At 70.4% G+C, this 21,811-nt stretch carries 18 protein-coding genes and 1 tRNA gene; 8 read left to right on the top strand and 11 right to left on the bottom strand.

Features of this window, described 5'->3' with window-relative positions:
* Nucleotides 1-318 precede the first annotated feature (318 nt).
* The 3 genes from ABFJ78_RS48930 to dnaE form a co-directional block, all read right to left on the bottom strand.
* Entirely contained in the window at nt 319-1,515 is a 1,197-nt protein-coding gene (locus ABFJ78_RS48930; protein ID WP_436394471.1) for a low temperature requirement protein A, read from the bottom strand.
* Between the two features lie 419 nt (nt 1,516-1,934).
* The gene (locus ABFJ78_RS48925) at nt 1,935-3,416 is read right to left on the bottom strand and encodes an MFS transporter (protein ID WP_436394470.1); all 1,482 of its coding nucleotides are present in this window, start codon (nt 3,414-3,416) and stop codon (nt 1,935-1,937) included.
* 72 nt (nt 3,417-3,488) lie between these two features.
* Nucleotides 3,489-7,073: a DNA polymerase III subunit alpha gene (dnaE, locus tag ABFJ78_RS48920; protein ID WP_436394469.1), complete on the bottom strand. Its 3,585-nt coding sequence runs from the start codon at nt 7,071-7,073 to the stop codon at nt 3,489-3,491.
* A 622-nt stretch (nt 7,074-7,695) separates the two neighbouring features.
* Here dnaE and ABFJ78_RS48915 point away from each other — a divergent pair.
* From ABFJ78_RS48915 to ABFJ78_RS48895, 5 genes are read left to right on the top strand one after another with little or no spacing between them, the layout of a single operon-like run.
* Nucleotides 7,696-8,343: a FadR/GntR family transcriptional regulator gene (locus tag ABFJ78_RS48915; protein ID WP_436394468.1), complete on the top strand. Its 648-nt coding sequence runs from the start codon at nt 7,696-7,698 to the stop codon at nt 8,341-8,343.
* A complete protein-coding gene (locus tag ABFJ78_RS48910; RefSeq protein WP_436394467.1) occupies nt 8,340-9,758 on the top strand; it encodes an amino acid permease in 1,419 nt (472 codons plus the stop codon). The genes ABFJ78_RS48915 and ABFJ78_RS48910 overlap by 4 nt, the downstream gene beginning before the upstream one ends.
* A complete protein-coding gene (locus tag ABFJ78_RS48905) occupies nt 9,755-10,672 on the top strand; it encodes an asparaginase (RefSeq protein WP_436394466.1) in 918 nt (305 codons plus the stop codon). Before ABFJ78_RS48910 ends, ABFJ78_RS48905 begins: the two co-directional genes overlap by 4 nt.
* A complete protein-coding gene (gene aspA, locus ABFJ78_RS48900) occupies nt 10,669-12,060 on the top strand; it encodes an aspartate ammonia-lyase (protein ID WP_436394465.1) in 1,392 nt (463 codons plus the stop codon). Before ABFJ78_RS48905 ends, aspA begins: the two co-directional genes overlap by 4 nt.
* Before the next feature lie 50 nt (nt 12,061-12,110).
* A complete protein-coding gene (locus ABFJ78_RS48895) occupies nt 12,111-13,736 on the top strand; it encodes a CocE/NonD family hydrolase (RefSeq protein WP_436394464.1) in 1,626 nt (541 codons plus the stop codon).
* Here ABFJ78_RS48895 and ABFJ78_RS48890 read toward each other — a convergent pair.
* Together ABFJ78_RS48890 and ABFJ78_RS48885 are read right to left on the bottom strand one after the other, a co-directional pair.
* On the bottom strand, nt 13,726-14,484 hold the full coding sequence (locus ABFJ78_RS48890) for a metallophosphoesterase (protein WP_436394463.1): 759 nt from the start codon (nt 14,482-14,484) through the stop codon (nt 13,726-13,728). The genes ABFJ78_RS48895 and ABFJ78_RS48890 overlap by 11 nt on opposite strands.
* Nucleotides 14,481-15,113: a GntR family transcriptional regulator gene (locus ABFJ78_RS48885; protein ID WP_372670874.1), complete on the bottom strand. Its 633-nt coding sequence runs from the start codon at nt 15,111-15,113 to the stop codon at nt 14,481-14,483. The genes ABFJ78_RS48890 and ABFJ78_RS48885 overlap by 4 nt, the downstream gene beginning before the upstream one ends.
* A 46-nt stretch (nt 15,114-15,159) precedes the next feature.
* On the opposite strand from ABFJ78_RS48885, the gene ABFJ78_RS48880 reads away from it, so the two are divergent.
* Nucleotides 15,160-16,320: an aminotransferase class V-fold PLP-dependent enzyme gene (locus tag ABFJ78_RS48880; protein WP_436394462.1), complete on the top strand. Its 1,161-nt coding sequence runs from the start codon at nt 15,160-15,162 to the stop codon at nt 16,318-16,320.
* Here the strand turns inward: ABFJ78_RS48880 and ABFJ78_RS48875 are convergent.
* Together ABFJ78_RS48875 and ABFJ78_RS48870 are read right to left on the bottom strand one after the other, a co-directional pair.
* The gene (locus ABFJ78_RS48875) at nt 16,317-17,264 is read right to left on the bottom strand and encodes an SDR family NAD(P)-dependent oxidoreductase (protein ID WP_436394461.1); all 948 of its coding nucleotides are present in this window, start codon (nt 17,262-17,264) and stop codon (nt 16,317-16,319) included. The two genes, ABFJ78_RS48880 and ABFJ78_RS48875, sit on opposite strands and share 4 nt — an antisense overlap.
* A gap of 40 nt (nt 17,265-17,304) precedes the next feature.
* Nucleotides 17,305-18,441, bottom strand: coding sequence for an acyl-CoA dehydrogenase family protein (locus ABFJ78_RS48870; RefSeq protein WP_436394460.1), 1,137 nt, complete (start codon nt 18,439-18,441; stop codon nt 17,305-17,307).
* Nucleotides 18,442-18,502: 61 nt separating this feature from the next.
* Here ABFJ78_RS48870 and ABFJ78_RS48865 point away from each other — a divergent pair, with 61 nt between their 5' ends.
* Nucleotides 18,503-18,919, top strand: a complete 417-nt coding sequence (locus ABFJ78_RS48865; RefSeq protein WP_436394459.1) for a cupin domain-containing protein — start codon at nt 18,503-18,505, stop codon at nt 18,917-18,919.
* On the opposite strand, the gene ABFJ78_RS48860 is transcribed toward ABFJ78_RS48865, so the two are convergent.
* A complete protein-coding gene (locus ABFJ78_RS48860) occupies nt 18,916-19,380 on the bottom strand; it encodes a MarR family winged helix-turn-helix transcriptional regulator (protein ID WP_436394458.1) in 465 nt (154 codons plus the stop codon). The genes ABFJ78_RS48865 and ABFJ78_RS48860 overlap by 4 nt on opposite strands.
* A 125-nt stretch (nt 19,381-19,505) precedes the next feature.
* Here ABFJ78_RS48860 and ABFJ78_RS48855 point away from each other — a divergent pair, with 125 nt between their 5' ends.
* Nucleotides 19,506-20,006 (top strand): carboxymuconolactone decarboxylase family protein, encoded by a 501-nt coding sequence (locus tag ABFJ78_RS48855; RefSeq protein ID WP_436394477.1) that lies wholly within the window; start codon nt 19,506-19,508, stop codon nt 20,004-20,006.
* 508 nt (nt 20,007-20,514) lie between these two features.
* On the opposite strand, the gene ABFJ78_RS48850 is transcribed toward ABFJ78_RS48855, so the two are convergent.
* The 3 genes from ABFJ78_RS48850 to ABFJ78_RS48840 form a co-directional block, all read right to left on the bottom strand.
* Entirely contained in the window at nt 20,515-21,009 is a 495-nt protein-coding gene (locus tag ABFJ78_RS48850; protein ID WP_436394457.1) for a hypothetical protein, read from the bottom strand.
* Between the two features lie 164 nt (nt 21,010-21,173).
* Nucleotides 21,174-21,248 (bottom strand) — tRNA-Val (locus tag ABFJ78_RS48845).
* A gap of 40 nt (nt 21,249-21,288) precedes the next feature.
* A complete protein-coding gene (locus tag ABFJ78_RS48840; protein ID WP_436394456.1) occupies nt 21,289-21,750 on the bottom strand; it encodes a peroxiredoxin in 462 nt (153 codons plus the stop codon).
* Nucleotides 21,751-21,811: the final 61 nt, after the last annotated feature.

Below are 21,811 nucleotides of genomic sequence, written 5' to 3'. Positions count from 1 at the left end.
AGGAACCTCATACGAGGTTCAATACATAAGCTCTACTGGCTTAGTTCACTAGCACACTGTTGAGTTCTCAAGCAACACACTTCGGACCGCCGCGCCGCGAAGCGCCTTGGTCTTCGGCTTTTGTTTCAAGCTTTGTTCCAGGGATACCACCCTGGTTCGGGACCACCCACTCTACCACGATCGTGGGAGCTTGGTTCGTGTTCCCGGCGGCCGCCCGGTTTCCCTGGCGACTTGGAGAACTTTACATGCCCCCGAAACCCCCTCGCACCGGGGGGTCCCTTTTAGCGCGCCGGGCCGCTGACCTGCACCGATTCGCGCTCAGGCCGGCTGGGGCTCCCCGTGGGTCGCGACGACCGTCAACGCGACGAGCGCGGCCGTCAGCACCGCGGCGACGTGGATCGGCGCCGGCGTGAACGACGCCGCCAGGACGAGCACCGCCGTCACCGGGAAGCCGATGGCGATCGGCCGGCACTCGTTGGTCGGCCCGATGTGCAGCAGCCACACGCTCAGCAGGAAGACCGCGACCGGCGCCGTGGTCGGGAACGCGGCGGCCACTCCGCCGAGCCCGTGCAGCGTCCCCGTGTCGTAGGCGACCGCCACCTCGAGCCCGGCTCCGACGGCCGCGACGGAGGCGAAGATGAGGTAGTGGCCGTAACCCCAGCTCATCGACGTGAACATGATGGGGCGACGGATGAGCCGCGCGTGCCCCGGCCGGTCGAAGTACAGCCACCACATGGAGAACACGAGCACCAGCCCGGCCGCGGCCAGCGACACCAGTGCGCCGGTGTGCCCCGGCTCCGCGGTGCCCTCCTTGATCGCGTTCGTCGCGCTGAGGATGACCTCGCCGAGCACGATCAGGGTGAACAGGCCGTACCGCTCGGCGATGTGGTGCGGGTGCCACGTCGTGCGGTGGCGGCTCTCCGCCCAGATCGGCACGGCCATCTCCAGCACCGCGAACACGACGAAGGCGATGACCCGCACCGCCTGCGGCAGCCACAGGTAGGACACCCACAGCACCTGGACCACCGCGATCCCGGTCGCGTACCGCAGCGCCGCCGGCCGGCAGCCCGGGTCCGCCCGCGCGGCCCGCAGCCACTGGAACACCATCGCCAGCCGCATGAGCACGTAACCGACGACCATCAGCCGGAAGTCGCCTTCGAACGCGCTCGACACGGCCGCCGCGACGGTCAGCCCGCCGGCGATCTGCACGAGCGTGGCCAGCCGGTACGGGACGTCGTCGGTGTCGAACGCCGAGGCGAACCAACTGAAGTTCAGCCAGCCCCACCAGATCGCGAAGAACACCATCGCGAACGACGAGACGCCGTGGGCGGCGTGGCCCTCGGCCAGCGCGTGGTGCAGCGAAGCCGCGGCCTGGCCGACGGCGACCACGAAACAGAGGTCGAACAGCAGTTCCAGGGGGGTCGCGACACGGTGGTGCTCACCGCTGTCGCGCGAGCGCATCGGGCGGTACCACACCCGCAGCCGGCTCTCCGGCCGCGACGGCTGCTGGGTCATCGAAGCTCCCGGTGTCGTGCCTGTCGGACGCGGTCATCCCAACATGATCACGAGCGAGGTGGAAGCACGACACGTAGAACGGGCGGGCCCGGTTCCCCCTCACCCGGGCCCACCCGCTGCCGTCACGCGCCGGCGGCTGCCGATGGGCATCCCTTCCGCGACTGCCGGACGGTCCCCCGCGGACGCCGACACTCACTGGACGGAAGGTGACCGAGTGTGTCCATTCCCTCGAACTCCGGACGCCTCGATCGCTCGGGCCGGTCACCCCATCCCCGGGTGGCCGACCGATTGCCACTGTCGGTAGCCGAAGCCGCGCAGTGAAGGCTCCATAAGATCTACCCGGTCGCTCTGCGTAGCACCAGTGTCTTTCCGTGCTCGTCACTCGTTTGGAGCATCGCGAATCTGCGGAAAGTAGTGTCTCAGCCCCGCTGCACGTCCGCGGCCGACGTCTCGGCCCGCCGGTCGTCGCTCTCCCGGTCGGAAGTCTGCGCACGGTGGCGCCGCGCCCGCAGTTCGGCGATCGCGAGCGCCAGCGCGGCGCACGTCAGGCCGGCCGCGCAGCACAGCGCGACGGTGAGCGCGAGCGGGTAGTCCGCCGCGGAGCCGACGACCGTGCCGAACACCGACGCGAGCACGGCGGTACCGATGGCCGTGCCGATCCGCTGCCCGGTCTGCAGGGCGCCGCCGGCGACGCCCGCCATCCGGACCGGCACGCACTCGAGCGTCAACGTCGTGTTCGGCGAGATCACCATGCCGCCACCCACCCCCGCGAACAGCAGCGGCAGCGCGAACGCCCACCCGGACGCCGACGGCGGGACGAACTCGGCGAGCAACGCCACCGCGAGCAGGCCCAGCGCGACCATGGCCAGGCCGGTGACGGTCAGCCGCCTGCCGAAGGTCGGCACGAGCCGGCCCGCGACCGCCGCGGACACCGCCGAGCCCAGCGCGAACGGCGTCACCGACAGGCCCGACTGCAGCGGCGTGTAGCCGAGGCCCTGCTGGAAGAACATCGCGAAGACCAGCCAGATCCCAGCGAACCCGCAGAAGTAGAGCGCGCCGACGGCGGCACCGGCGGCGTAGCCCGGCGTGCCGGTGAACAGCCGGGTGTCCAGCAGCGGCGACCGGCCGCGCCGGACGACCGAACGCTCCCAGCGCACGAACGCGACCCCGAACACCAGCGCGACGAGGAAGAGCCACCACAGCCGCGCCAGGCCGCCGTTGTCCGAGTCGATCACGGGCAGCAGCACACCGAGCACGGCGACCGCGAGCAGCACGATGCCGGCGAAGTCGATCTCCTGCCCGACCTTGATCTTCTTCCTGTCGCTGCGCGGCAACAGCCGCAGGGCCAGCGCGAACGCGAGGACGCCGATCGGGACGTTGACGTAGAACACCCAGCGCCAGCCGTCCTGGGCACCGAACACGGCGAGGATCGCGCCGCCGAGGATCGGGCCGACCGCCGTCGAGATCCCGACGACGGCGCCGAACATCCCGAACGCGCGGCCGCGCTCGGCGCCGCGGAAGAGGTCCTGGATCAGGCCGGTGTTCTGCGGGGTGAGCATGCCCGCCGCGACGCCCTGGGCGAGCCGGGCGATCACCAGCGTCGTCTCGTTCGGCGCCGCGCCGGCCAATGCGCTGGTGATGACGAACGCGGCGAGGGCGCCGAGGAACATGTTCCGGCGGCCGAACGCGTCGCCTAGCCGGCCGCCGGTGACCAGGACCAGGCCGAACGCCAGCGCGTAGCCGGAGACGACCCAGCGGATGCCGCCGCTGGTCGCGTGCAGCCCGGACTGCATCGACGGGAGCGCGACGTTGACGATGCTGACGTCGAGCAGGCCCATGAACCCGGCCGTCAGCGAAACGGCAAGCGCTTTCCAGCGACGGGGATCGGGTTCGTAAGTCATCCTGTCCAGCAAACACGAAAGGCGGGATCCGCGCGCGCTGTCCGCCGCGGTCCCGCCCGTTTCGTGCCGAACTTACGTACTTGCAGTGATGCCCCGGATGCCCTTGAGCTCGCCGATCAGCATGGAGCTGACCTTGACCGGGTAGTCGTAGAGCGCGAAGACCGTCTGGTTCCGCCCGACCAGCTTGAGGTGCACCGGGGTTTCCCCCTTGTGGGCGAGCAGCGTCGACCGCAGCTCGCTGACCACCGACTGGTCGATCTTCTCCGCCGCGGCGAGCAGGACCAGCGGGGGCTCGTCGTCGCCGTTGCCGGTGCCGACCTCGGACAGGTCCAGCGTCGCGAGGCCGCCGCCGAAGACCGACATCTTGTCTTCGCGCCAGTTGACCCGGCCCTTGACCAGCACCGCGTTGTCTTCGATCAGTTCACTCGAGAAGAGCGCGTACGACTTCGGGAAGAACAGCACCTCGAGGGAGGCGTCCATGTCCTCGACCGTGCAGATCGCCCAGGGCTCGCCCTTCTTGTTGACCCGCCGCTCCAGCGACGTGATCAGCCCGGAAATGACGATTTCGCCTTCCTTGGGCGGATCGGCGAGGATGCCGGCGATCGGCTTCGGGGCGTGCTTGCGCAGGATCCGCTCGGCGCCGTCCAGCGGGTGGGCCGAGACGTACAGGCCGAGCATCTCGCGCTCGTAGGCGAGCAGCTGCTTGCGCGGGTACTCCTCCTCGCCGAACTTCAGATGCGCGAGCGGCGACGACGACGGAGCCGCCTCGCCCTCGTCACCACCGAAGCCGAAGAGGTCGAACTGGCCCATCGCCTCCTGGCGCTTGAGCGGGACGACGGCTTCGACCGCGTCCTCGTGGACCTGGATCATCGACAGCCGCGTGTGGCCGAGCGAGTCGAACCCGCCCGCCTTGATCAGCGACTCGATGACCCGCTTGTTGCAGGCCACGAGCTCGGACTTGTCGAGGAAATCGGTGAAGGACGCGTACTTGCCCTTCTCCTCGCGGGTCTTGATGATCGACTCGACGACGTTCGCGCCGACGTTGCGGACGGCACCCATGCCGAAGCGGATGTCGTCCCCGACGGCCGCGAACCGCAGGGCCGACTCGTTGACGTCCGGCGGCAGCACCTTGATGCCGAGGCGGCGGCACTCGGACAGGTAGACCGCAGACTTGTCCTTGTTGTCGCCGACGGACGTGAGCAGGGCGGCCATGTACTCGGCGGTGAAGTTCGCCTTGAGGTACGCGGTCCAGTAGGAGACCAGGCCGTACGCGGCCGCGTGGCTCTTGTTGAACGCGTACCCGGCGAACGGCAGGATCGTGTCCCAGAGGGCCTTGATCGCCTCTTTCGAGAATCCGCCGGGGACCAGCTCGCTGGCCCGCATGCCGGCTTCGAAGCCCTCGTACTCCTTGTCGAGGACTTCCTTCTTCTTCTTGCCCATCGCGCGGCGGAGCACGTCCGCGCGCCCCATCGTGTAGCCGGCCACCTTCTGGCCGATGTGCATGATCTGCTCTTGGTACACGATCAGGCCGTAGGTGTCGGCCAGGATCTCGCGCAGCGGCTCGTCGAGCTCCGGGTGGATCGGCTTGACCTTCTGCCGGTTGTTCTTCCGGTCCGCGTAGTCGTTGTGCGCGTTCATGCCCATCGGGCCGGGGCGGTACAATGCGCCGACCGCGACGATGTCGTCGAACACCGTGGGCTCCATGCGGCGGAGCAGGTCGCGCATGGGCCCGCCGTCCAGCTGGAACACGCCGAGCGTGTCGCCGCGGGCGAGCAGCTTGTAGGTCTCCGGGTCATCGACACCAAGCGTGTCGAGGTCGATGTCGATCCCGCGGTTGGCCTTGATGTTGTCGATCGCGTCCCCGATGACCGTGAGGTTCCGCAGGCCCAGGAAGTCCATCTTCAGCAGGCCGATGGCCTCGCACGACGGGTAGTCCCAGCCGGTGATGATCGAGCCGTCGTCACGCTGCCAGAGCGGGATCGCGTCGGTCAGCGGGTCGCAGGACATGATGACCGCGCAGGCGTGCACGCCCGCGTTGCGGATCAGGCCTTCGAGGCCGCGGGCGGTCTCGAAGATCGTCTTGCACTCTTCGTCGGTCTCGACCAGCGCGCGGACCTCGGCGGCCTCGCCGTAGCGCTCGTGCTTGCTGTCGACGATGCCCGAGAGCGGGATGTCCTTCGCCATGATCGGCGGGGGCAGGGCCTTGGAGATCTTGTCGGCGATCGCGTAGCCCGGCTGGCCGAAGTGGACGCGCGCGGAGTCCTTGATCGCGGCCTTGGTCTTGATGGTGCCGAAGGTGATGACCTGGGCGACCTTGTCCGAGCCGTACTTGTCGGTCGCGTACCGGATCATCTCGCCGCGCCGGCGGTCGTCGAAGTCGATGTCGATGTCGGGCATCGAGACGCGCTCGGGGTTCAGGAACCGCTCGAACAGCAGCTTCTGCGGGATCGGGTCCAGGTTCGTGATGCCGAGGACGTACGCGACGAGCGACCCGGCGGCCGAACCACGGCCCGGGCCGACCCGGATGCCGACGCGGCGCGCGTAGCTGATGAGGTCGGCGACGATCAGGAAGTAAGCCGGGAAGCCCTTCCCGATGATGACGTCGAGCTCCTTCTCGATGCGCTCGTCGTAGCCTTCGGGCGGGCCGTCCGGGAAGCGCCACTTCAGGCCCTTCGCGACCTCTTCGCGCAGCCAGCCGCCCTGGTCGTAGCCCTCCGGCACCTCGAAGAACGGCAGCCGGTCCTTGTGCGCGTAGACGTCTTCGTACGACTCGATGCGCTCGGCGATCATCAGCGTCGTGTCGGCGGCGCCGGGAACCTCCTTGTCCCAGTACTCGCGCATCTCGGCGGCGGACTTGAGGTAGTAGCCGTCGCCGTCGAACTTGAACCGGGTCGGGTCGTTGAGGGTCTTGCCGGCCTGGACGCACAGCAGCGCCGAGTGCGTGTCGGCCTGGTCCTTGGTGACGTAGTGCGAGTCGTTCGTGGCGAGCGGCTTGAGGTCGAGCAGCCGGCCGATCTCGAGGAGGCCTTCGCGGACCGACCGCTCGATCGGCAGGCCGTGGTCCATCAGCTCGAGGAAGAAGTTGTCGGCGCCGAAGATGTCCTTGTAGTCGGACGCGGCCTGGATCGCCGCTTCCTTCTGGCCGAGCCGCAGCCGGGTCTGCACCTCGCCGGACGGGCAGCCGGTGGTGGCGATGATGCCGGTGTGGTTGTCCGCGATCAGCTCGCGGTCCATCCGCGGCTTGCGGTAGTAGCCCTGCATGCTGGCCAGCGAGGACAGCTTGAAGAGGTTCCGCAGGCCGGTGGCGTTCTGCGCGAGCATCGTCATGTGGGTGTACGCGCCGGCGCCCGAGACGTCGCCGCCCTCGCCCAGCTCGTCGGAGCCGCGCTGGTTCGACTGTCCCCAGAAGACGGGCTTCTTGTGGAAGCGGCTCTCCGGCGCGATGTAGGCCTCGATGCCGATGATCGGCTTGAGGCCGTGCTTCTTCGACTGCTGGTAGAACTCGTCGCCGCCGTACATGTTGCCGTGGTCGGTCATGCCGACCGCGGGCATGCCGAGGCGCGCCGCCTCCGCGAAGAGAGGAGCGATCTTCGCCGCACCGTCGAGCATCGAGTACTCGGTGTGGACGTGCAGGTGGACGAAGGAATCGTTCGACACCAGCGAAAACCTCCCCTTGGTTGGTCGGACCGGCGCGCCCGGTCCCTCACCCTAACCCGTGGCACCGACAGTCCTGACACGTGCTCGCCGGGTCGATTCTGCTCCTCGCGGGAGGTGTTCCGCCGCTGCGACGCGCCCCCCTTTTCGGGCGGTGGTGAGCACCGGGCACGCGGTGCTGCCGGGCGGTCACGGGCGGCGGTNCGGACCGGCGCGCCCGGTCCCTCACCCTAACCCGTGGCACCGACAGTCCTGACACGTGCTCGCCGGGTCGATTCTGCTCCTCGCGGGAGGTGTTCCGCCGCTGCGACGCGCCCCCCTTTTCGGGCGGTGGTGAGCACCGGGCACGCGGTGCTGCCGGGCGGTCACGGGCGGCGGTGGACGGGGGCCTGCGACGGGTGCGGTGACGGCTTGGCGCGGGTCACCGGACGACGTGAATGACTCATTCATGTCGCCACACGACATGAATGAGTCATTCACGTCGTGTAGCGGGGCCGAGCGGTGAGGTGAGCCACAGCTCCCGACCTCCGCGTTGACACCGGCGGCACCGCCACCGAGCATTCCCCTCATGAACCTGTCTGACAGCCAGACAGCCGGACAAGGTGGTCCCCGGCGGGTCAGCGCCATGGAAGCCGTCCTGGCGCACCTGCGGCAGCTGATCGAACGCGGTGACTACCCCGTCGGCGCCAAGCTCCCGTCCGAAGCGGCCCTGAGCAGGGAGTTCGAGGTCAGCCGCTCGGTCATCCGGGAAGCCCTCCGCGGCCTGCAAGCCCTCGGCATGACCGAGTCCAAGACCGGCAAGGGCACCTTCGTCACCGCCACCGGGCCCGCAGACAACCCCACCTTCGGGCCCTACTCCGCCCGCGACCTCATCGAAGTCCGCCGGCACGTCGAGATCCCCGTCGCCGGCTACGCCGCCACGAGACGCAGCCAGGACGACCTCGACCTGCTCGGCCACCTCCTCGACCGGATGGACGCCGAGACCGACAACACCGCCTGGGTCGCGCTCGACTCGCTCTTCCACATCACCATCGCCCAGGCCTCGGGCAACCCCGTCTTCGGGAAGGTGATCGAAGAGATCCGGGACGCGCTGGCCCGCCAGTCCGCCTTCCTGAACCAGCTCGGCGACCGGCGCGGGCAGTCGAACATCGAACACCGCGCGATCGTCACGGCCATCGAGAGCGGTTCCGAAAAGCAAGCCGTCGAAGCCATGACCGCGCACCTCACGCACGTCGAAGCCACTCTCACCAGCATCGTGAACGGGGACCAGTGACCGAGCAGACCCTCACGGCCCCCGCGGACGCGGGCGACGCCGGCTACCGCAAGGCCCTCAAGCCCCGGCACGTGAACATGATCGCCATCGGCGGCGCGATCGGCACCGGGCTCTTCCTCGGCGCCGGCGGCCGGCTCGCCCAGGCCGGACCCGCGCTCGCCATCGTCTACGCCGTCTGCGGCCTCTTCGCCTTCTTCGTCGTCCGCGCGCTCGGCGAGCTCATCCTCCACCGGCCCTCCAGCGGCGCCTTCGTCTCCTACGCCCGCGAGTTCATGGGCGAGAAGGGCGCGTACGTCGCCGGCTGGATGCACTTCCTCAACTGGTCGACCACCGGCATCGCCGACATCACGGCCATCGCGCTCTACGCGCACTTCTGGTCGTTCTTCTCGCCGGTCCCGCAGTGGGTGCTCGCGCTGATCGCGCTGGCCGTCGTCCTGACGCTCAACCTCGTCTCGGTGAAGCTGTTCGGCGAGATGGAGTTCTGGTTCGCCATCGTCAAGGTCGCCGCGCTCGTGCTGTTCATGGTGATCGGGATCTTCCTGCTGGTGACGCGGACGCCGATCGACGGCGCCGCCCCCGGGCCGCAGCTGATCACCGACCACGGCGGGATCTTCCCCACCGGGCTGCTGCCGATGGTGCTGATCGTGCAGGGCGTCGTGTTCGCCTACGCCTCGGTCGAGCTGGTCGGCGTCGCCGCCGGCGAGACCGAGCACCCCGAAAAGATCATGCCGAAGGCGATCAACTCCATCATGTGGCGGATCCTCGTCTTCTACGTCGGCTCGGTCGTGCTGCTGGCGATGCTGCTGCCCTGGAGCGCCTACTCGAAGGACCAGAGCCCGTTCGTCACCGTCCTCTCGCACCTGGGCGTGCCCGCGGCGGACAGCGTGATGAACCTGGTCGTGCTCACCGCGGCGCTGTCGAGCCTCAACTCCGGGCTCTACTCGACCGGCCGGATCCTGCGGTCGATGGCCAAGGCGGGCTCGGCGCCGAAGTTCACCGGCGTGATGAACCGCAACCAGGTGCCCTACGGCGGCATCCTGCTCACGGCGTCGGTCTGCGTGCTGGGCGTCGGGCTGAACTACCTGGTGCCGAAGGAAGCCTTCGACATCGTGCTGAACTTCGCCGCGATCGGCATCCTCGCCACCTGGGCGATCATCGTGCTCTGCCACCTGCTCTTCGTCCGGAAGGCGAAGCGCGACGGGCTCGAGCGGCCCGCGTTCCGGCTGCCGTTCTCCCCGTACACGGAGATCGCGACGCTGGTGTTCCTCGCCGCCGTCGTCGTGCTGATGGGCTTCGACGAGACCGGCCGGATCACCCTGCTCGCGCTGCCCGCGATCGCCGTCGCGCTGGTCGCGGGCTGGTTCGCCGCGCGCAGGCGGATCGACATGCGCGCGTTCGACGAGGAGGGCCTGTGACCACCGAACCCCTGGTCGAGCTGGTCCGCGACGGCATGGTCGAGGGCGGCCACCACGGCGCCGCGATCGTGCTCGCCCCGGACGGCACGACGCTGTTCGCCGCGGGCGACCCCGACGCCGCGATGTACCCGCGGTCGACGGCGAAACCGCTGCAGGCCACGGCGATGGCGCGGCTCGGGCTCCGCCTGTCCCCCGCCGGCTTCGCCATTGCGGCGGCCAGCCACTCCGGCGAGCCGATGCACCTCGACGCCGCCCTCGACGTGCTCGACGGCCGTTCCCCCGACGCGCTCGGCAACCCCGCGGACTACCCGTACGACCCGGTCGAGCGGGACCGCTGGGTCGCCGCCGGCCGGGCGCCGAGCCGGCTGGGGCACAACTGCTCCGGCAAGCACGCGGCGATGCTCGCGACGTGCGACCTGCACGGCTGGAGCACGGACGGCTACCTCGACCCGGCGCACCCGCTGCAGCGCGCGATCGCCGCCACCGTCGAGGACCTCACCGGACGCGGCATCGAGCGCGTGGCGGTCGACGGCTGCGGCGCCCCGCTCTTCGCGACGACGCTGCGCGGCCTCGCTACGGCCGTCTCGAGGATCGCCACGGCCGCACCCGGCACGCCGGAACACCTGGTCGCCGACGGGATCCGCCGGCACCCGGAGCTGGTCGGCGGCAGCCGCCGGGACGTCACCGCCGTCATGCGCGCGGTGCCCGGACTGATCGCGAAGGACGGCTTCGAGGCCGTCCAGGTCGCCGCGCTGCCCGACGGCACGGCGATCGCGTTCAAGATCGCCGACGGCGGCGACCGCGCGCGTTATCCCGTGCTGGCCGCCGCGCTGAAGCTGTGCGGCGTCGACGTGCCGCCCGGACCGGACAACCTGCGCGTCACCGGAAAACTTCACGTGGAGAGCCAGCGATGACCACCCGCCGCGAACACGACCTGCTCGGCGACAAGGACGTCCCCGCCGACGCGTACTGGGGCGTGCACACCGCCCGTGCCCGCGAGAACTTCCCCATCACCGGCACGACGATCGCCGCCTACCCGCACCTGATCGAGGCGCTGGCCGCGGTGAAGGAAGCCGCCGCGCGCGCCAACGCCGAGCTGGGCCTGCTGAAGCCCGAAATCGCCGACGCCATCTGCGAGGCCTGCCGGGAGATCCGCGAAGGCGCGCTGCACGGCGAGTTCGTCGTCGACGTCATCCAGGGCGGCGCCGGGACGTCGACCAACATGAACGCCAACGAGGTGATCGCCAACCGCGCCCTCGAGCTGCTCGGGCACGCCAAGGGCGACTACCACGTCGTGCACCCCAACGAGCACGTCAACCTCGGGCAGTCGACGAACGACGCGTACCCGACCGCGGTCAACGTCGCGACGATCATCGCCGTGCGCGAGCTGTCCGAAGCGATGATCGTGCTGGAGCAGGCGTTCGCCGCCAAGGCCGTCGAGTTCCACGACGTCCTCAAGATGGGCCGCACGCAGCTGCAGGACGCGGTCCCGATGACGCTCGGCCAGGAGTTCGGCACCTACGCGGTGATGCTCGGCGAGGACCGGCTGCGGCTGAACGAGGCCGTCGCGCTGCTGCACGAGATCAACCTCGGCGCGACCGCGATCGGCACCGGCCTCAACGCCGCGCCCGGCTACGCCGAAGCCGCGTGCCGGCACCTGCGCGAGATCACCGGGCTGCCCGTCGTCACCGCGGCCGACCTGGTCGAAGCGACCCAGGACTGCGGCGCGTTCGTGCACCTCTCGGGCGTGCTGAAGCGGATCGCGGTGAAACTCTCGAAGAGCTGCAACGACCTGCGGCTGCTGTCCTCCGGTCCGCGCGCCGGGCTCAACGAGATCAACCTGCCGCCGGTGCAGGCCGGGTCGTCGATCATGCCCGGCAAGATCAACCCGGTGATCCCCGAGGTGGTCAACCAGGTCGCGTTCGAGGTCATCGGCAACGACGTCACCGTGACGATGGCCGCCGAGGCCGGCCAGCTGCAGCTCAACGCCTTCGAGCCGATCATCCTGCACGCGCTGTCGGAGAGCATCACCCACCTCGGGGCGGCCTGCCGGACGCTGGCGTCGAAGTGCGTTTCCGGTATCACGGCCAACGTCGACGTCCTGCGCGCCTACGTCGAGAACTCGATCGGACTGGTCACCGCGCTCAACCCGAGCATCGGCTACGCGGCCGCGACGGAGATCGCCAAGGAGGCCCTGGCGACCGGGCGGGGCGTCGCCGAGCTCGTCGTCGAGAAGGGCCTGATCCCCGCCGAGGAGCTGGCCAGGCTGCTGCGTCCGGAAACGCTCGCCCGCGCGGACTGAGGTACGGTCGGATCCGGAAGGGTCTACTCCACTTCGGAAGGCGGGCGCCCGTGCTGGACCGACTTGTCGACAAGCTGCTCGGACTCCCCCGCGTCGAAGGACCGAAGCCGGTCGTGACGCGCGACCTCACCGTGCCGATGCCCGACGGCGTCACGCTGCTCGCCGACCGGTACGCGCCGGCCGGGACGACGTCGGCGCCGGTGGTGCTGATCCGCACGCCGTACGGGCGCAAGGGCATCCTTTCGAAGCTCTTCGGCGACACCTTCGCCCGGCACGGCCTGCAGACGGTCATCCAGAGCACGCGCGGCTCGTTCGGCTCCGGCGGCGAGTTCCGGCCGTTCCACCTCGAGCGCGAGGACGGCGTCGCGACCGCCGAGTGGCTGCGCGCGCAGCCGTGGTGCGACGGCGACATCGCCATGGCGGGCGCCAGCTACCTCGGCCACACGCAGTGGGCGGTCGGGCCGTACCTCGACCCGCCCCTGAAGGCGATGTGCCTCGGCGTGACGGCGTCGGAGTTCGTCTCGACGTTCTACCCCGGCGGCGTGCTCGCGGCGGACAACATGGTGTCGTGGTCGGCGATGATCGGCCGCCAGGAAGAGCGCTTCGCCGCGCTGCCGAACCCGCTGCAGAAGCGCAAGACGCGGAAGGCGATGTCGTTCCTGCCGCTGAGCCGCGCCGACGTCGCCGCGATCGGGAAGCCGGTGCAGTTCCTCCAGGACATCACCGAGCACTTCGTCCCCGACGACGACTACTGGGCGATGTCCGACCACAGCGCCGAGGTCGCGAAGCTCGACGTCCCGGTGTCGATGGTGACCGGCTGGTACGACCTGTTCATCGGCTCGCAGCTGCGCGACTTCCGGATCCTCGCCGAGGCCGGCAAGGCGCCGCGGCTCACGATCGGGCCGTGGGCGCACGGCGAGCCGGGGAGCATGGGCCCGATGATCCGGGACCAGCTCGGGTTCCTGCGCGCGCACCTGCTCGGCGACCGCACCTTCCTGCAGCGCGCGCCGGTCCGGCTGTTCCTGCAGGGCGCCGGCACGTGGCTCGACTTCGAGTCCTGGCCGCCGCCGTCGACGGCGACCGCGTCGCACCTGCGGCCGATCGGCGGGCTCGGCGAGACCGTCGCCGGCGAGGCGCGGCCGACGACGTTCACCTACGACCCGGCGGACCCGACGCCGGCGGTCGGCGGGCCGCTGCTGACCGGCGAGTGGAAGCAGCGCGACAACCAGGCCGTCGAGGCCCGGCCGGACGTGCTCGTGTTCACCGGCGAGCCGCTGCCGGCGGAGCTGGACGTCATCGGCGAGGTGTCGGCGACCGTGCACGTGCGGACCGAGCTCGGCCACGCCGACGTCTACGTGCGGCTCTGCGACGTCGACACGAACGGCGTGTCCCGCAACGTCACCGACGGGATCCTGCGGCTGCGCCCCGGTTTCCCGGCGGCCGACGAGGACGGGATCGTGACGGCGGAGGTGACACTCGACCCGACGGCCTACCGCTTCCGCCGCGGCCACCGGCTGCGCGTCCAGGTGGCGGGCGGGGCGTTCCCGCGGTTCGCGCGCAACCACGGGACCGGCGAGCCGGTCACGTCGGCGGTGACCGGGAAGCCCAACCGCTTCGAGGTGTTCCACGACGCGGCCCGGCCGTCGAAGATCACGCTGCCGGTGTTCAGCGGCTGATCACGCGGTGGTGGCTGGTCACCCGGCCGTCGTCGTGCAGGACGTGCAGCAGCAGCGAAGGCGGCCGCTCGTAGTCCAACGGGCCGCCTTCGTCCCAACCGCGGTCCGCGCCCGGCTCCACCGGCAGGAGCGACTGCGAGACGACGCCGGGCGCGATGCGCAGCGGCACGCCGGCGAACGTCGTCGACGCGCCCGTGTGCACGTGCCCGGCCAGCAGCGCCTTGACCCGGGGGTGCCGGCCCAGCACCGCCGCCAGCCGGTCTTCGCCGGACTGGCGGATCGCGTCGACCAGGGCCACCCCCACCTCGACCGGCGGGTGGTGGAACGCGACGAAAGCCGGGCCGTCGCCACTCGAGAGCACCTCGTCGAGCCACGCCAAAGTGGAGTCCGCCAGGAAACCCGCGCCGCGGCCCGGAATCGTCGAGTCGCACATCGCGAACAGGACGCCGTCGACCTCCTGCGCGACGTCGATCGGCCCGTCCGAAGCGGGCAAGCCCAGCAGTCCCGTGCGGAACTCCGAACGGACATCGTGGTTGCCCGGGCACATCAGCACCGGCGACGGGTGCTTCAGGAGTTCAGCAGCGCGTGCGTACTCGGCCGCCGCGCCGTGGTCGGCGATGTCGCCGGTGACGACGACGGCGCCGATCGGGCGGGCCAGCCCGCCGAGCCAGGCCATCACGGCGGCGACCCGGTCTTCCGCCCGCGGATCGCCGTCGAGGTGCAGGTCGCTCAGGTGCGCGATGATCATCTTTCGTCCTTCCCCAGGTACGCCAAGGCTTTCACCCAGTTGCGGACGAGCACCGCGGACGCGGTCGGCAGGTCGCCGTCGCGCAGCGCCGCGGCGATCCGGCGGTGCTCGCCGATGCTCTCCCCGGCGCGGCCGGCGCCGCCGAAGTAGCACGATTCGTACCGCTTCAGCAGCGGCTTGGTCTGCCCGATCAGCCGCAGCAGGTGCGGGTTGGGGCAGCGCGACAGCAGCAGGGCGTGCCACCGTTCGTCCACATCGGACAGATCGGCGCCGGACTCCAGCGCCGCGGCCATTTCGTCGGCGACGGCGTCGAGCGCGTCCGGCAGCCCGGCCAGCTCCAGCGGCGACGTCCAGCGCAGGGCGAGCGCTTCGAGCTCGGCGATCAGGGGGTAGAGGCGGCGGGCCTCGTCCGGGTCGAACGGCGGCACCAGGAATCCCCGGCCCGGCGCGGACACGAGCAGGCCGCGATCGGCGAGCCCGATCAGCGCCTCCCGCAGCGGCGTCCGGCTGACGCCCAGTTCGCGGGCCAGGTGCACTTCGTTGACGCGGGCGCCGGCGGCGAGCCGCCCGTCCAGCACGCGGGTGGTGATCTCCTCGATGAGGTCGCTGCGCAGCGGGGTCCGGGCCATGGCGGGCAGTATTGCATACAGAAGAGAGCTACTGTATTCAGTTCACATGACCTTCGACGTCGACCGCGCCCGCCGTGAAACGCCCGGCTGCGCCGAAGTGGTCCACTTCAACAACGCCGGTTCGGCGCTCCCGCCGGCCGTCGTGACCGACACCGTCGTCGACTACCTGCGCCACGAAGCGCTGGTCGGCGGCTACGAAGCGGCCGCGGAAGCCTCCGACCGGCTCGCCGCGGTGTACGCGTCGGCGGCGCGGCTCGTCGGCGGCGAACCCGACGACATCGCGCTCACCGACAACGCGACCCGGTCGTGGCAGGCGATCTTCTACGCGCTGCCCTTCGAGGCCGGCGACCGGATCCTGACCTCTCGCGCGGAGTACGCCAGCAACGCCATCGCGTACCTGCAGGTCGCCAAGCGCACCGGCGCGGTCGTGGAGGTGGTCGGCGACGACGAGTCGGGGCAGCTGGACGTCGAAGACCTGAAGCGGCGCGTCGACGGCGACGTCAAGCTGATCGCCGTCAGCCACGTGCCCACCCAGGGCGGGCTGGTCAACCCGGCCGAGGAGATCGGCGCGGTCGCCGAGGCGGCCGGCATCCCGTTCCTGCTCGACGCGTGCCAGTCCGCCGGCCAGCTCGACCTCGACGTCTCGCGCCTGAAGTGCGACGCGCTGTCGACGACCGGCCGCAAGTACCTGCGCGGCCCGCGCGGCACCGGGTTCCTCTACGTGCACCCGCGGCTGCGCGACCGGCTGGAGCCGGCGATGCTCGACCTGCATTCGGCGAGCTGGGAGTCGCCGACGGAGTACGTCGTCGACCCGACCGCGAAGCGCTTCGAGGTGTGGGAACGCGACTTCGCGGCGGTGTTCGGCCTCGGCGCGGCGATCGACTACGCGCTCGAGTGGGGCCTGCCGGCCATCGAAGAGCGCATCGCCTCCCTGGCGGCCACGCTGCGCGGCCGGCTCGCCGAAGCCGGGGCGCGCGTGCACGACGTCGGCGCCCGCAGGTGCGGCATCGTCACCTTCAGCCTCGATGGCACCCCGGCCGCGGAGGTCAAGGCCCGGCTCACCGAGGCGAACATCAACACGTCGGTGTCGTCGCGGACGTCGGCCCAGTACGACTTTACCGCCCGCGACCTGCCGGACCTGGTCCGGGCGTCGGTGCACTACTACAACACCGAGGACGAGATCGACCTGCTGGTGGGCAAGCTCTAGAAGGCGTTCACCCCGGTCAGCTCGGCCGACACCGTCCACAGGCGCTCGGCGAGCACCGGGTCGATCGCGTAGTCCTTGACGCCGGTGCGGGTGCCGTCGGCGGGCGCGGGCTCGGCGATGTCGCAGTCCTCGAGGTAGACGCCGCCGAGGCCGTCGACCTGCCGGGAGGTCGCGGCCCAGACCTGCGTCGCGGCGCCCTGCTCCGGCGTCTTCGCACCGCCGGTGACCCGGCCTTCGGCGTCCACCATCCCGGCGTCGACCAGCTCCTGGCGGTCGAGGTACCGGACGAGGTCGGTGAGGATCCGGCCCGGGTGCAGGGCGAACGCGCGGACGCCGTGGTCGCGCGCCAGCTCGTCGAGGTGGACGGCGAAGAGGACGTTCGCCGTCTTCGCCTGGCCGTAGGCGAGCCACTTGTCGTAGCCCCGCCGGAATTCGAGGTCGTCGAACCGCACCGGGCCGTAGTGGTGGCCGCGCGAGGACACCGAAACCACGCGGGAACCCGCCTTGAACGCGGGCCAGAGCCGGTTCACCAGGGCGTAGTGGCCGAGGTGGTTGGTCGCGAACTGCGCTTCCCAACCGGGCCCGACGCGCGTCTCCGGCAACGCCATGATCCCGGCGCTGCCGATGAGAACGTCGATCCCGCGACCGGAGGCGACGAACCGCTCGGCGAACGCGCGGACGCTGTCGAGGTCACCGAGGTCCAGTTCGTCGACCTCGACGTTTTCGAGGCCGCGCAAGGCTTCTTCGGCCGTGGCGCGGCGGCGGGCCGGGACGACGACGTGTGCGCCGGCCGCGGTCAGCACCCGCGTCGTCTCCAGGCCGATGCCGGAGTAGCCGCCGGTGACGACGGCGAGCTCGCCGGTCAGGTCGATCCCGGCGACGACCTCGGCCGCGGTGGTCTCGGCCCCGAAACCGGAGCCGATCTTGTGCTGCGCAGTGGTCATGTACCCGACGCTAAGTCCTGGAGTGGACTCCAGCGCAAGTTCAGTCCTTGAGCAGCTGCCGCGCGATGACGAGCTTCTGGATTTCGCTGGTGCCCTCGTAGATGCGGAACAGCCGGGCGTCGCGGTAGATCCGCTCGACCGTGACGCCGCGGACGTACCCCATCCCGCCGTGCACCTGGACCGCGCGGTCGGCGACCCGGCCGAGCATCTCGGTGCAGAACAGCTTCGCCGACGACGGCCCGAGCTTGCGGTCCTCGCCCGAGTCGTACTTCGCGGCGGCTTCGTGGACCATCGCGCGGCCGGCCGCGAGCTCCGCGTGCGACTCCGCGAGCAGCGCCTGGACGAGCTGGTACTCGCCGATCACCCGGCCGCCCTGGCGCGCCGTCCGCGCGTACTCGACGGCTTCGGCGAGCGCGCGTTCCGCCATGCCGACGCACAGCGCCGCGATGTGCAGCCGGCCGCGGGCGAGCGAGGCCATCGCGATGCCGAAGCCCTTGCCTTCCTCGCCGACCAGCGCGTCGGCCGACAACTCGACGTCGTCGAAGACCACTTCGGACGTCCACGCGCCGGCCTGGCCCATCTTGGCGTCGTGCGGGCCGACCGTGACGCCGTCCGCGCCCGCGGGCACCAGGAACGCCGAAATGCCGCGGCTGCCGGTGCTTTCGAGGTCGGTGCGCGCGAACGCGACGAAGACCTCGGCCAGCGGCGCGTTCGTGATGAACCGCTTGGTGCCGGAGAGGCGGTAGCGGTCGCCGTCGCGGACCGCGCGGCTGGTCAGCCCGCCCGGGTCGGAGCCGGCCTCGGCCTCGGTGAGCGCGAAGGACGCGATCGCCTGCCCGGCCGCCAGCCGGGGCAGCCAGCGGGTGCGCTGGTCCGACGTCCCGTAGTGCACGATCGCCTGGCCGGCGATGCCGTTGTTGGTGCCGAACAGCGACCGGAACGCCGGCGTCGTGTGGCCGAGCTCGATCGCGAGCCGGACGTCTTCGGCCATGCCGAGGCCGAGCCCGCCGTACTCCTCCGGCAGCGCCCAGCCGAACAGACCCAGTTCGGCGGCTTTTTCCCGGATCTCGGCCGGGATCTCGTCGCGCTCGTCGATCTCCGCCTCGCGCGGCACGACCTCCTTGCGCACGAAGTCCCGCACCGCGCCGAGAACCTGCCCGAAAAGCTCCGCGTCCATGCGGGCACGCTACCCGGATCACTGCCCCCACGGGCACGGCCGGACGCGGTAGCTTGGGCCGATGCGCAGACCGCTCATTGCTGTCCTGGCCGCTTTCGCCGCGCTCCTGGCGGTGCCCGCGACGGCGTCCGCGACGCCCGGCACCGGGGTCACCGGCACGATCCTGGCCCAGAAGACCATCGGCCACACCGACTACACGCTGCGGGAGATCACCATCCAGCCCGGCGGCTACACCGGCTGGCACTTCCACGACGGCACGCTCTACGCGTACGTGAAGTCCGGGACGCTGACGCACAACCTGGCCGACTGCAGCATCGACGGCATCTTCGGCACCGGGCGCGCGTTCACCGAGAAGCCCGACCAAGTGCACATCGGCCGCAACCTCGGGTCGACGCCGCTGGTGCTCGAAGTCCTGTACGTGCTCCCCGCGGGCAGCCCGCTGTCGGAGGACGCGCCGGACCCCGGCTGCGGTTTCTAGCTCGAGAACCACCCCGCGGCGTCCAGCCGGTAGGCCGCGGGCCCGACGACCTTGCGCAGGTCGGCCTCGAGCGCGCTGATCCGTTCGGCGCCGACCGCGCGAGCCCAGTCGCTGCGCAGGTCGTCGAAGATTTCCGCGGACTTCGTCAGCGCGTCGACACCGTGGGCGGTGAGCCGCACGATCTTGCGGCGCGCGTCGTCCGGGTCGTCGGCGCGTTCGGCGTACCCGAGCGCCTCGAGCCGCTCCACCGTCTTCCCCGCCGCCTGCTTCGAGACGCCGAGGCGGCGGCCGATCTCCGACGCCGTCGCGCCGCGGACGCCGATGGCCTGCATGGCGAAGCCGTACGACGGCCGCACGTCGGGGTGCCCGCGGCGCGCGAGTTCGGCGTGCAAGCGGTCGATGAGCGTGCGGAAGCCGCCGAAGAGCAGGAAGGGCAGCTCGTAGCCGGGCGTGTCGATCATTGCCTCTTGCCCTTTTCGACAACCAGGTTTACGGTTTCGACAACCATGTTGTCGATCCTACGTCTGGAGACGTCTTGTTCCCCGATCACACCCCGGAGTCTGCACCCCCGGCCGCCCGCCCGGCGATGGCGGCCACGGCGAAGAAGTTCGGCCGCGTCCCGTCCGCCGTCGCGCGCCTGGCGACGTCGCCGGAGCTGCTGAACGGCTTCCTCAAGCTCAATGCGATTTTCGAGTCCACGACGCTGCCGGCGCTGGACCGCGAAGTGCTGATCATGACGGTGGCCGCCCGCAACGGGTGTCACCTGTGCGTGGCGATGCACACGGCCACCCTTCACGGGCTTTCGGTTTCACCGGAGCTGGTTTCGGCGTTGCGCTCGCAGTCGGCCTTGCCTTCGCCGCGCCTGGAGGCGCTGCGGCGGTTCGTCGTGACGGTGCTGGACACGACGGGCGACGTCCCGCCGTCGGAACTGGTGGCGTTCACCGAGGCCGGGTACACGAACCGGAACGCGCTGGAGGTGGTGCTGGGCATCGGGACGTACACGCTGTCGACGTTCGCGAACCGCTTGACGGGCGCACCGCTGGACGAGGCCTTCGCGCCGCACGAGTGGCACGCTACCGCGGTGTGACGTGGCGCTGTTGGCCCCATCACCGCCAGGGTTTCCTTGATCCAGCCGGGGCTGACGGCGTTGATCCGCAGCCCACGCGGCAACTCGGCGGCGGCCGACCGGACGAACCCTTCGAGGCCGGCGTTGACGAGCGCGCCGAGGCCGCTGCCGGGGATGGGCTCGTCGAAGGTGCCGGCGTGAGGGTGATCGAGCCGCCGTCGACGAGCCGGGTCGCCGCTCTGGTCGCCAGGGCGACCTGGCCGAGCAGCTTGCCGCGCAGGTCGTCGAGGACTTGCGCGTCGGTCAGCTCTGCCAAGGGGCGGCGCAGGAGATCACGGCGTCGACCCCGCCTTCTTCGAAGAGTGCGTCGAGGGAGGCGGGGTCGGTCAGGTCGGCCGACCAGCCCCGTGGCGCCGAGGACGATGATCTTCACGTCCTCGACGTCAGTGGCTCCGGCAACCGGAAAACCGCGAGTGGCCGGGTCCGGACGGCCAACCGGCGGGCGTGGACAGCGCCGAACGCGCCGGGGTCAGCAGTTCACCGCCAGCGCCGGGCTCACGACCGTGGTCCGGACCCCACCGAAGGAAACGGCGACGTTGGCGGTGATGGTGGCCGCGTTCGGGCGCGTCGCGCAGACGGTCGAACGCTTCACCCAGCTGCCGTAGCAGGCCGCCGTGTAGCCGGCGGACAGCGCGCTGGCGTAGCAGGAGTCGCCCTGGATCAGCTGCGCCGGGCTGGGCGTGCTCCAGATGTTGGCCACCGGCGCGCTCATCTGGTAGCCGACCGAGGTGTAGTTGGTGACGACCAGCACCGCTTTGTAGACCGACTGGGTGCCGTCGCTCGAGTTGATCAGACACGAGTAGACCTCGCGCGATTTGTCCGCGCAGTACCAGTTGGAGGGGGTCGGAAAGGGATCCGGCGACCAGCTCCGCACCGCCGCGGACGCCGACTGCGCCGTCAGCACCAGCGTGAGCAGCGCCATCAGTACCGCGGTGACGATCCCGCCGAACCTCGTCGATCGCATGCGTTTCTCGCTCTCGTTCGCGCGCGAGGACAACTGCCGACGCAGTGCCCTTGCCGAACGGCGACGTGCGCTCCCACCGTGCCGCCGCGTCCGGCGGGTGGCTCACGCCTGAACCGGAGAGCGGTTGACGTCTCGGCCGAAGCTCACACGATCGGAGTAACCGCTGGTGGGCGCAGCAGGGTTCGAACCTGCGACCGCTCGGGTGTAAGCCGAGTGCTCTTCCGCTGAGCTATGCGCCCCCACGGGCAGCGGTCCCGAAGGACCGCCGCCCGGGAAAAATCAAGCCAGTTCGGCCACGGCCTTCTTCCAGCCCTGCTGGTCACGCGCCTCACCCGGCGCGTTGACCTCGGCGAACCGCACCACACCGGACGTGTCGATCAAGAACGTCCCGCGCACGGCCAGGCCGGCGTCGGAGTTGAACACCCCGTACGCCTTGGCCACCTCGCCGTGCGGCCAGAAGTCGGACAGCAGCGGGAACTGGTAGCCCTCCTTCTCGGCCCACGCCTTCAGCGAAAACGGCGTGTCGACCGAGACGCCCAGCACCTGGACGCCCTTGTTGTCGTAGTCCGCGAACTCGTCGCGGAGCTGGCACAGCTCGCCGGTGCAGATGCCGCTGAACGCGAACGGGTAGAAGACCAGCAGGACCGGCTTGTCGCCCCGGAAGGACGACAGCTGCACCGGCTGCTTGTTGTAGTCGTTGAGCGTGAAGTCAGGGGCCTCAGAACCGACCTCGACGGTCATACCGCGTTTCCTCTCCCGTACGGACACGTGCCTGCGACGACAACCCTATCGTGTCAGCCGG

It is taken from the genome of Amycolatopsis sp. MEPSY49, assembly GCF_051337345.1.
Classification (GTDB): domain Bacteria; phylum Actinomycetota; class Actinomycetes; order Mycobacteriales; family Pseudonocardiaceae; genus Amycolatopsis.
Note: the sequence above shows the minus strand (reverse complement) of the source record. Positions and strands in the feature narration are given on the sequence as shown.

Coding starts and splice junctions, on each gene's coding strand:
- ABFJ78_RS48930 (WP_436394471.1), bottom strand. CDS start 1,515: ATGACCCAGCAGCCGTCGCGGCCGGAGAGCCGGCTGCGGGTGTGGTAC.
- ABFJ78_RS48925 (WP_436394470.1), bottom strand. CDS start 3,416: ATGACTTACGAACCCGATCCCCGTCGCTGGAAAGCGCTTGCCGTTTCG.
- ABFJ78_RS48915 (WP_436394468.1), top strand. CDS start 7,696: ATGGAAGCCGTCCTGGCGCACCTGCGGCAGCTGATCGAACGCGGTGAC.
- aspA (WP_436394465.1), top strand. CDS start 10,669: ATGACCACCCGCCGCGAACACGACCTGCTCGGCGACAAGGACGTCCCC.
- ABFJ78_RS48890 (WP_436394463.1), bottom strand. CDS start 14,484: ATGATCATCGCGCACCTGAGCGACCTGCACCTCGACGGCGATCCGCGG.
- ABFJ78_RS48885 (WP_372670874.1), bottom strand. CDS start 15,113: ATGGCCCGGACCCCGCTGCGCAGCGACCTCATCGAGGAGATCACCACC.
- ABFJ78_RS48880 (WP_436394462.1), top strand. CDS start 15,160: ATGACCTTCGACGTCGACCGCGCCCGCCGTGAAACGCCCGGCTGCGCC.
- ABFJ78_RS48875 (WP_436394461.1), bottom strand. CDS start 17,264: ATGACCACTGCGCAGCACAAGATCGGCTCCGGTTTCGGGGCCGAGACC.
- ABFJ78_RS48870 (WP_436394460.1), bottom strand. CDS start 18,441: ATGGACGCGGAGCTTTTCGGGCAGGTTCTCGGCGCGGTGCGGGACTTC.
- ABFJ78_RS48865 (WP_436394459.1), top strand. CDS start 18,503: ATGCGCAGACCGCTCATTGCTGTCCTGGCCGCTTTCGCCGCGCTCCTG.
- ABFJ78_RS48860 (WP_436394458.1), bottom strand. CDS start 19,380: ATGATCGACACGCCCGGCTACGAGCTGCCCTTCCTGCTCTTCGGCGGC.
- ABFJ78_RS48855 (WP_436394477.1), top strand. CDS start 19,506: ATGGCGGCCACGGCGAAGAAGTTCGGCCGCGTCCCGTCCGCCGTCGCG.
- ABFJ78_RS48850 (WP_436394457.1), bottom strand. CDS start 21,009: ATGCGATCGACGAGGTTCGGCGGGATCGTCACCGCGGTACTGATGGCG.
- ABFJ78_RS48840 (WP_436394456.1), bottom strand. CDS start 21,750: ATGACCGTCGAGGTCGGTTCTGAGGCCCCTGACTTCACGCTCAACGAC.